Source organism: Methylobacterium sp. NEAU K (assembly GCF_030700285.1).
In the GTDB taxonomy this organism is placed as follows: Bacteria; Pseudomonadota; Alphaproteobacteria; order Rhizobiales; family Beijerinckiaceae; genus Methylobacterium.
Genome location: NZ_JAUYZJ010000023.1, coordinates 84,426 through 93,511, shown reverse-complemented (window position 1 = coordinate 93,511; position 9,086 = coordinate 84,426). Strand labels below are relative to the sequence as shown.

Here is a 9,086-nt window from a genome sequence, read left to right as displayed (position 1 = left end):
CGAGCAACTCCTGGTCTTCCTCGCCTATCCCGGACAGGTCGAGCCCACGAACAATGGCTCCGAGCGGCTCCTGCGTCCCGCCGTCGTCCAGCGGAAGGTGACCAATGGCTATCGCGCCATGTGGGCGGCCGAAGGCGAGGCCGCCATCCGCACCGTCGTCGACACCGCGCGCCTGACCGGCGCCAGCCCCTTCGGCACCATCCTCAAAACCGTCGGCGCCTGAACACCGCCATCACAGGCGTGGGTAATTACCAGCATAGTGACCTGACCTGTATTTTGGACCGAGCCAATTGAGGCGCTACTGCATGGTGGCGCCCATGGGTAGCCGGAAGGCCAGATCTGGGATGGGTACAGGCGCGGGCGGCCGGTAGCCGAGGGACGAATGCGGCCGGAGGCGGTTGTATGTGTTCTGCCAGAGCCTGATCACGATTTGCGCCTCTTTGAGCGAGTAGAAGATCTCTTGGCGCAGTCACTCGTCGCGCATCTTGCCGTTGAAGCTCTCGCAGTACCCGTTCTCCCACGGTGATCCAGGCGCGATGTACTGGATCTGCGAGCCGGTCTTGGCGACCCACTTGCGTAGTGCTTTGGAGATCATCTCGCTGCGCGGTCCTTCGGTTCGGGGCCATTGTCGCAACGGATATGCTCGGGGATGCCGTGCAGGCACATGGCGTCGGCCAGCGCTTCGATCACGCCCACACTGTTGATCCGCCGTGCCACCTTCAACGCTAAGCAGGCCCGACTGTGCTCATCGATCAGCGTCAGGATGCGCAAGCTTCGACCGTCGTGGGTCTGCTCCTGTACAAAGTCGAAACTCCAGACGTGATTGCGGTGGAGCGGCTGCAGCCGCACGCAGGAGCCGTCGTTCAGCCACAGGCGGCTGCGCGGCCGGTGCTTCTGTGGGACCTTAAGCCCCTCGCGACGCCAAATGCGTTGAACCCGATCCTTGCCCACCTGCCAGCCCGCTGCCTGCAGCAGTGCGGTGACACGGCGGTAGCCGTAGCGTCCGTACCCAGATGCCAGGGCGATGATAGCGCGGGTCAGTGCATCCTTGTCGGCCAGCACGATCGGCACGTAGCGTTGCGTGCCGCGGTGCTGGCCGACGATTCGACAGGCGTGACGTTCCGAGAGGTCGTACTTCTCTCGGATGCCGTCCACCGCCTCCCGGCGTCGCTCGGGGGCTACAAGTTTCCCGAGGCGACGTCCGCCAGCACCTGCTTTTCCAGGGACAGATCGGCCACAAGCCGGCGCAACCGGGCGCTCTCGTGCTCCAGATCCTTCATCTTCCTGGCTTGGTCGACTTGGAGGCCGCCGTACTCCTTGCGCCAGCGGTAATAACTCTGCTCGGAGATCTCCGAGTCCTTGCAGGCCAAGGCCAAGCTCTTGCCTTGTGCCGTTTGTACCTCGATCTGGCGCAGCTTCAGCACAACCTGTTCTGCACTCGTTTTCTGACCTCGCCGCATGTCCCGCTCCTTCGGTCCAGGCTGATCCTCTCAATCAGCCCCGTCCAAAGCCAGCCGGTCAGGTCAAGGGAACATTCCGTCTCTCAGCCGACGGAAAGACTCCTGTGGTTAGGTAGTTGCCAGCGGCGATGGTGTACGCTCCTCCCGGGCCCCCCAACACGACCCTTCGACGGGGCGGGCGGTGGATGAGCGACCCCATGCGGCGACCGGCTCGGACGGATCGGTCGGCATCCCGAACGCTGGACCGCCCTTGGTCGACCTCCTGCCGCCGCCGGCCGGGCGAGCCGCTCCGGCGCGGCGCCCGCGGAGACCGGGAAACCTCGGCTCCACCGGAACCGCGCGTCAGCCGGGTTCCGGCAGCGGGAAGGTCAGCTCGAAACGGCAGCCGCCGGCCGCGGTGGCACGGACGGTCGCGGCGGCGCCGTGGAGCTTCGCGATCGCCGCCACGAGGCTCAGGCCCAGGCCGTTGCCGGGCGTCCGGCGCGCCGCCTCGGCGCGGTAGAAGCGGTGGAAGACCTGGGCGTGCTCCGCCGGCGGCAGGCCGGGTCCCGTGTCCTCGACGGACAGGATCGCCGCCGCGGCGGCGCGCGTCACCCCGACCCGCACGACGCCCCCGGAGGGCGTGAACTTCAGCGCGTTGTCGAGGAGGTTCGAGAGCGCCTCGAAGCACAGGTCGCGATCGCCGTCGATGGTGTGGTCCGCGGACGAGACCGAGACGTCGAGGTGGATGTCCTTCTCCTCGGCCAGGGGCGCGAAGAACTCGACCGCGACGGAGGCCACATCGCCGAGATCGACCCGCGTGAAGCCGCCGCGGCGGCGCCCGTCCTCCATCTCGCCGATCCGCAGCACGGCGGTGACCATGGCCAGCGTCTGGTCGATCCACATCAGGCCCTGGTCGATCGCCTCGTGGAACTCCGCCACGGTCCTGGCCTGCGACCGGCTGCGCTCCAGCCGGGCGCGCAGGCGGGTGAGCGGCGTGCGCAGGTCGTGCGCGACCGCGTCGCCGACGCTGCGGACCTCGCCCATCAGGTGCTCGATCTCCTCGAGCATCCGGTTGACGTTCCCGGACAGCCGGTCGAACGCGTCGCCGTGGTTCCCGACCGGCAGCCGCTTGCGCAGGTCGCCGCGCATCACCTGGGCCATCGCGGCCTCGGTCGCGGCGAGGCGCCGGCGCGCGCGGCTTGTGAGCAGCAGGCCGCCGATCCCCGAGAGCACCAGGGTGGGCACCAGCGCCAGGCCGAGGGCACGCAGCGTCGTCGCCCGCACCCGGTCGATCTCGTCGGTGTCGTGGGCGATCACCACGGTGCTGCCGTCGGGCAGCGCCAGGGAGGCCGCCCAGGTCTCGTCGGCGAGGGTGCGTCCGGCGATGTCGACCGTCGCGCTCACCCGGTACGCGTCCCCGTCGCGTACCAGGTGATCCGGCACGAGGCCGAGATTGCCGGCCCGGCGCGTCCCGTCCGGTCCGAACAGGCCGCCGTAATGGGTGGCGTGGAGGTCCATGGCGATCCAGGTGTCCACGCGGACCGCCGCGGCCGCCGGTTCGGCCGCGGCGGTCCGGACCTCCAGCCGGAGCGTCTCGGCGAGTTCCTCGCGCAGGTAGGCGGCGGTCTGCCAGTAGACGAAGGCGAACGTCGCCAGCGACAGCAGGACCGACCACAGGGCGATGCCGAGCGCCCAGCGGAGCGCGGTGGAGCGCGGGAACTCAACCATCGGGTTCGAGCGTGAAGCCGATGCCGCGCACGCTGTGGAGCAGGGGCGCCTCGCCCCCCGCCTCGAGTTTCCGCCGCAGGCGCCCGACATGGACGTCGATGAGGTTGGATTTCGGCGTGAACCGGTAGTTCCAGACCTCCTCGAACAGCATCGCCCGGGTCACGATCTGACCCGGGCGGCGCATCAGGTATTCGAGGAGCTTGAGCTCACGCGGCAGCAGCTCAAGGTCGCGCGCGCCGCGCCGGCCGGTGCCGGCGATGAGGTCGACCTCCAGGCCGCCCACGTGCAGGACCGTCTCGCGGCTGTCCACCGGGCGCCGGAGCAGCGCCTCGATGCGGGCGGCGAGTTCGCCCAGGGCAAAGGGCTTGGCCAGGTAGTCGTCGCCGCCCGCGCGCAGGCCGCGGATGCGCTCGTCCACGTCGCCGAGCGCGCTCAGCACCAGCGCCGGCGTCCGGTCTCCGTCCCGGCGCAGGTCCTGGAGCACGCAGAGCCCGTCCTGGCCGGGGAGCATCCGGTCGACGATGATCGCACCCCAGGCGCCGTCCCGGGCCGCCCGGGCGCCGTCCGGCCCGGTCGCCGCCCAGGCGACGTCGTGGCCGCGCCCGCGCAGGTCGTCGAGCACGTCCCCGGCGGTCTCGGCATCGTCCTCGATCAGCAGCAGCCTCGCCACGCCCGCACCCGCTCCCGGCTCGCATCCATTGTGTCGGACTTCGACGCGGCAGTCGCCGCGCGGGGGCCCGTATGAACCCGAATTTAATGGCGCCGCATCGGGTTCGCCCCATTCATTGGAATGACTCTAATAGGTTCCGGCGCCCGTTCCGCGCCTGGAACCACGCCTATCCGGACCCCATCTATGTCTGACCCGCCTCGCGACATGGGCTCGATCCGGGCTGTTGCGTGCCGCGCGACGGGGGCCGGACATGCCTAGGAAACGGCGCCCGCGGCGCCTTATCAACCGGTACGCCCGGACCCGCCTCTACGATGTGGAGACCGGGACCTACGTCGCACTCGACCGGCTCAAGGAACTGCGCAGCGAGGGATACGAGGTGGTGGTGCGCGACGTCGAGACCGGCCGCTACGTGACCGAGGACGTACTCCGCCCGGGCCTCGACGCGTGAGGCCGCACGCGCGCCGAACCGGCGCCCTCTCCCGACCGTGCCGATGTCGCTGAACGCCGAGCCGCCGCCCGACGGCCGGGATTTCGACGCTGCCGACGCGGGCGCCCCGGACGGGGCGGAGCGAGCGGCTGCCCCGTCCGGTCCGCAGGCCTCGGCGCGCCGCCGAGGCGGGGCCGTCCTCTGGCTCCTGGTGCTCCTCGGGGCGCTGGGCTTCGCGGGCTGGCGCTACGAGGCTCCGATCCGCGACGCGCTCGGCCTCGCGCCGGCCTCCGCCGCTGCGGAGCCGGGGGACGCGAAGGCCGAGGACGCCCCCGCGAGCCCGGACAGCGTCACCCTCGACGAGGCCGGCCAGAAGCGGCTCGGCCTCGCCTTCGGGCAGGCCGAGACCCGCCGGATCGTCCTGCCGGTGCGTGCTCCCGGCACCGTCGCTTTCGACGAGCGGCGCGTGACGCATCTCCGGCCGCGCACGCAGGGGCGGGTTCTGAGTCTCGCCGTCCAGCCGGGCGACCGGGTCGAGGCCGGCCAGAGCCTGGCGACCCTCGACGCCGCCGGCATCCTGGACGCGCGCAACGGCTTCCTCGCCGCCCAGGCGGCTTTGGGCGAGGCGCAGGCCTCCGAGAAGGTCGCGGAGCTGCAGCTGAAGCGCGGCCAGGACCAGCTCAAGTTCGGCGGCGTCGCCCAGGCCGAGGTCGAGCGGCGGCAGGTCGACCTCGCCAAGGCCCGTGCCGCCCTCCAATCGGCCCAGGCCAGCGCCGACATGTACCGGGCGCAGTATCAGCGCCTCGCCCCCGCGGAGGGCGCCGCGCCCGGCACCAGCGCGATCGTCACCCCGATCGCCGGGATCGTGACCAGCGTCGGGGTGACCCTCGGGGAAGTCGTCGATACCGGGCGGGACGCCTTCACGGTCGCCGACCCGACCCGCATCCTGGTGCTGGCCAACCTCTACGGACCGGACATCACCCGGGTGAAGGCCGGGGACGCGGCCTCCGTGGAGAGCCCGATCCCGGGCCATCCGGGCTTCGAGGGGCGGGTCCGGTCGGTCAACGCCGCCCTCGACCCGGCGACCAACACGGCGCCCGCGCGGATCGAGCTCGACAACCCGGGCGACCTGCTGCGCGGGAACATGTTCGTCTCGGTCACCATCGCGGCGGATCTCGGCCGCGACGGCGTCACCATCCCGGCGGCGGCGGTTCAGCAGACCGAGGCGGGGCCGATCGCCTTCGTGCGCGCCGCTCCCGACCGGTTCGAGCGGCGCGCGCTCACCCTCGGGATCCAGCGATCCGACTGGGTCGAGGTCCGCAGCGGCGTCGCGGCCGGGGAGAGTGTGGCGACGGCGGGCAGCTTCGGCCTCAAGGCGATCCTGCTGCGCAGCCTGCTCGGCTCCACGGATTAGGCGCCCCGATGAGAACGTGGTTCGCCCTGCTGGTGCGCCGTCGCATCCTGGTCCTGGTGGTGGCGCTGGCGGCCGCGCTGGGCGGCCTCGCCAACCTCCGGGGCCTCTCCATCGACGCGGTGCCGGACATCTCGCCCAAGCAGGTGATGATCCTGACCCTGTCGCCGGGCCTCGGGCCGCTGGAAGTCGAGCGCCTCGTCACCTTCCCGGTGGAGAACGCCATGGCGGGGGCGCCGGGGCTGTCCGGCGTGCGCTCGACCTCCCGGGCCGGCGTCTCGGCGGTCTACGTCACCTTCGATGAGGCCGTGTCGATCACCGAGGCGCGGGCGCAGGTGTTCCAGCGCCTGCCGCAGGCCAGGAGCCTGATGCCGGCCGGCGTCGGCGACCCGCAGATGGGCCCGATGGCGACGGGGCTTGGCGAGGTCTACCAGTTCGAGCTGCGCGGGCCGGCCTACACGCCGATGCAGCTCCGGCGCATCCTGCAATGGACGATCGCGCCGAAGCTGAAGCTGACCCCGGGCATCGCCGACGTGAACATCTACGGCGGCCAGATGCCGACCTACGAGGTCCGCGTCTCCGCCGACGCCCTGCGCCGCTACGGCGTCACCCTCGCCCAGGTCTACACGGCGCTGGCCGACAACAACGCGGCGCGCGGCGGCGCCTATATCGAGCACAACGACCAGCAGGAGGTGATCCGCGGCCTCGGCCTCGCCAAGGGCCCGGAGGACATCGCCAACATCGTCGTCGCCACCGGCCCCGGGGGCGTACCGGTGACCCTGTCGACCCTGGGCGTGGTGACGGAGGCCCCCAAGGTCCGGCTCGGCGCCGTCACGCACGACGCGGCCGGCGAGACGGTCGTCGGCATCGCGATGATGCAGTACGGCGAGAACGCCAGCGCGGTCGTCGAACAGGTGAAGAAGACCCTCGACGACCTGCGCCCGCAGCTGCCCCCGGGAGTCGAGATCGTTCCGTACTACGACCGCAGCACGCTCGTGGACCGGACGATCCACACCGTGGCGCACAACCTCCTCGAAGGCGCGGTCCTGGTGATCGTGGTCCTGCTGCTGCTGCTCGGCAACCTGCGCGCCGGCCTGATCGTGGCCGCGGCGATCCCGCTCTCGATGCTGATGGCCTTTGCGGGGATGCGGCTGCTCGGCCTGTCGGGCAACCTGATGAGCCTCGGGGCGATCGATTTCGGCCTGATCGTCGACGGCGCCGTGGTGATGATCGAGAACGTCCTGCGCGCCCGCGGCGAGCACCCGGACCGGCCCGCCGCGGAGGTGGTGCGGGACGCCGCCGCCGAGGTCGCGCGGCCGGTGATGTTCGCGGTGGCGATCATCATCCTGGTCTACGTGCCGATCCTCGCGCTCCAGGGCGTGGCCGGCAAGATGTTCGTGCCCATGGCGCTGACCGTCATCCTGGCGCTCTCCAGCTCGCTGATCGTCACCATGACGCTGATGCCGGCGCTCGCGGCGATCTTCCTCGCCGGCCGCGGCGTCGGCGAGCACGAGACCCGCCTCGTCCGCTGGCTGCGCGCCGCCTACACGCCGGTGCTGAAGGGCGCCGAACGGCACGCGGTCGCCACCGTCCTGGTGACGCTCGCCCTGTTCGCCGGTTCCTGCGTGCTGGCGACCCGGCTCGGCGGCGAGTTCCTGCCCAAGCTGTCGGAGGGCTCGGTGGTGATCACCTCCGAGAAGCTGCCCGGCATCAATCTCGACGCCTCGCTGGCCACGATGCGTCGGATCGAGCAGGTGCTGAAATCCTTCCCCGAGGTGAAGCGCGTGGTCTCGCTCACCGGCAGCGCCGAGATCCCCACCGACCCGATGGGCGTCGAATCCACCGACAGCTTCATCACGCTCACCGATCCCGCCGCCTGGAAGACCGCCGAGACCCAGGACGGGCTCGTGGCGGCCTTCGACAAGCGGCTCAGGGAGGAGGTGCCGGGGGTCGCCTACGCGTTCTCGCAGCCGATCCAGATGCGCATGGACGACCTGCTGGAGGGCGTGCGCGGCGACGTCGCGATCAGCCTCTACGGCGACGACCTGAAGGTCCTCAAGGACAAGGCCGACGCCATCGTGCGCGCGGTCGCAGGCGTCGACGGCGCGGCCGACGTGAAGGCCGAGTCACAGGCCGGCATGCCGGCGCTCTCGATCCAGGTCGACCGCGCCCGGGCGGCGCGCTACGGCATCAACGTCTCCGACGTGCTCGACGTGGTCGAGAGCATCGGCGGCCGCACCGGCGGCATGGTCTACGGCGACGACAACTCGATCACCGAGATCGTGGTGCGCCTCGCCCCGTCCGACCGCGGCGACATCGAGCGGATCCGCGCCCTGCCGGTGGGCCGCGCGGGCAAGGAGGCGGGGCCTTCGCCAATGGTGCCGCTGTCGATGGTCGCCACCGTGGAGGTCGCCTCCGGTCCGGCCCAGATCAGCCGGGAGCGTCTGCAGCGGCGGATCTCGGTCCAGGCGAACGTCCGCGGCCGCGACGTCCAGAGCTTCGTCGACGCCGCCCGGAAGGCCGTCGCCGAGCAGGTGAGCCTGCCGCCGCGCTACGCGCTGGTCTGGAGCGGCCAGTTCCAGAACCTGCAGGAGGCCACCGCCCGGCTCGTGCTGGTCGTGCCCGCCGCGCTCGCGGCGATCCTGGTGCTCCTCGTGGTGATGTTCGCCGACATCCGCCTCGCCGGCCTGATCTTCCTCAACGTGCCGGTGGCGGCCACCGGGGGCATCCTGGCGCTGTCCCTGCGCGGCATGCCGTTCTCGATCTCGGCGGCGATCGGGTTCATCGCGACCTTCGGCATCGCGATCCTGAACGGCGTCGTTCTGACGAGCTACATCCGCGACCTGGAGCGATCGGGCCTCGACCCGCGGGAGGCCGCCACCCGGGCCGCCGAGAGGCGGCTGCGGCCGGTGATGATGACGGCGCTCGTGGCGGCTCTGGGCTTCCTGCCGATGGCGCTCTCGACGAGCGCCGGCGCGGAGGTGCAGCGCCCGCTGGCCACCGTGGTGATCGGCGGCCTGATCTCCGCGACCCTGCTCACCCTCGTGGTGCTGCCGGCGGTCTACCCCGCCGCGGCGCGGCTGCGCCTCCCCTTCGGCCGCGGCCGGCCCGGACCGGGTCCCGGCGCGCCGTCGGGCCGAACGGGGACGCGCCAGCAGGCCGGCGCCGGCGCGTGAGCGGAGCCGCCACGGCGGTCGCCCCCCTGCCGCCGTCGCCAGCGTCGGGCCGTGATAGGCGAGGATGCGCTTCGGCAGTCAGATGTCGGCGTCCCGGTGTGCGCCGATGCCGAGTCGCGTCCCGGCGCGGTGCGGGACATCCTTGGATTCCGGCCTGATCGGGCGCGACGATGATCATCGCCCGGTCGCGCAGGATGGCGCGGGTGAGCCCGTTGGTCGGCAGGAGCACCTC

At 71.4% G+C, this 9,086-nt stretch carries 6 protein-coding genes and 1 pseudogene; 4 read left to right on the top strand and 3 right to left on the bottom strand.

The genetic code is table 11. The features are described from left to right. Nucleotides 1–223 (top strand): transposase (locus Q8W67_RS18410; protein WP_305548275.1); only part of this gene is annotated, 223 nt, incomplete at its 5' end. Nucleotides 224–298: 75 nt separating this feature from the next. On the opposite strand, the pseudogene Q8W67_RS18405 reads toward Q8W67_RS18410, so the two are convergent. The 3 genes and pseudogenes from Q8W67_RS18405 to Q8W67_RS18395 form a co-directional block, all read right to left on the bottom strand. After that, nucleotides 299–1,460: pseudogene (locus Q8W67_RS18405) on the bottom strand (IS3 family transposase). Nucleotides 1,461–1,802: 342 nt separating this feature from the next. Next, nucleotides 1,803–3,170: an ATP-binding protein gene (locus tag Q8W67_RS18400; protein WP_305548272.1), complete on the bottom strand. Its 1,368-nt coding sequence runs from the start codon at nucleotides 3,168–3,170 to the stop codon at nucleotides 1,803–1,805. Beyond that, entirely contained in the window at nucleotides 3,163–3,840 is a 678-nt protein-coding gene (locus Q8W67_RS18395; RefSeq protein ID WP_305548269.1) for a response regulator transcription factor, read from the bottom strand. The genes Q8W67_RS18400 and Q8W67_RS18395 overlap by 8 nt, the downstream gene beginning before the upstream one ends. Before the next feature lie 250 nt (nucleotides 3,841–4,090). Here Q8W67_RS18395 and Q8W67_RS18390 point away from each other — a divergent pair, with 250 nt between their 5' ends. From Q8W67_RS18390 to Q8W67_RS18380, 3 genes are read left to right on the top strand one after another with little or no spacing between them, the layout of a single operon-like run. Then, nucleotides 4,091–4,288, top strand: a complete 198-nt coding sequence (locus Q8W67_RS18390; RefSeq protein ID WP_305548266.1) for a polyhydroxyalkanoate synthesis regulator DNA-binding domain-containing protein — start codon at nucleotides 4,091–4,093, stop codon at nucleotides 4,286–4,288. A 43-nt stretch (nucleotides 4,289–4,331) separates the two neighbouring features. After that, nucleotides 4,332–5,681: an efflux RND transporter periplasmic adaptor subunit gene (locus Q8W67_RS18385; RefSeq protein WP_305548263.1), complete on the top strand. Its 1,350-nt coding sequence runs from the start codon at nucleotides 4,332–4,334 to the stop codon at nucleotides 5,679–5,681. Between the two features lie 8 nt (nucleotides 5,682–5,689). Next, entirely contained in the window at nucleotides 5,690–8,854 is a 3,165-nt protein-coding gene (locus Q8W67_RS18380; protein WP_305548260.1) for an efflux RND transporter permease subunit, read from the top strand. The last annotated feature ends 232 nt before the right edge of the window (nucleotides 8,855–9,086 follow it).

Excerpts from the sequence above, each read along its gene's own strand:
- Q8W67_RS18380 (WP_305548260.1), top strand. The coding sequence starts at position 5,690 with ATGAGAACGTGGTTCGCCCTGCTGGTGCGCCGTCGCATCCTGGTCCTG.
- Q8W67_RS18400 (WP_305548272.1), bottom strand. The coding sequence starts at position 3,170 with ATGGTTGAGTTCCCGCGCTCCACCGCGCTCCGCTGGGCGCTCGGCATC.
- Q8W67_RS18385 (WP_305548263.1), top strand. The coding sequence starts at position 4,332 with ATGTCGCTGAACGCCGAGCCGCCGCCCGACGGCCGGGATTTCGACGCT.
- Q8W67_RS18390 (WP_305548266.1), top strand. The coding sequence starts at position 4,091 with ATGCCTAGGAAACGGCGCCCGCGGCGCCTTATCAACCGGTACGCCCGG.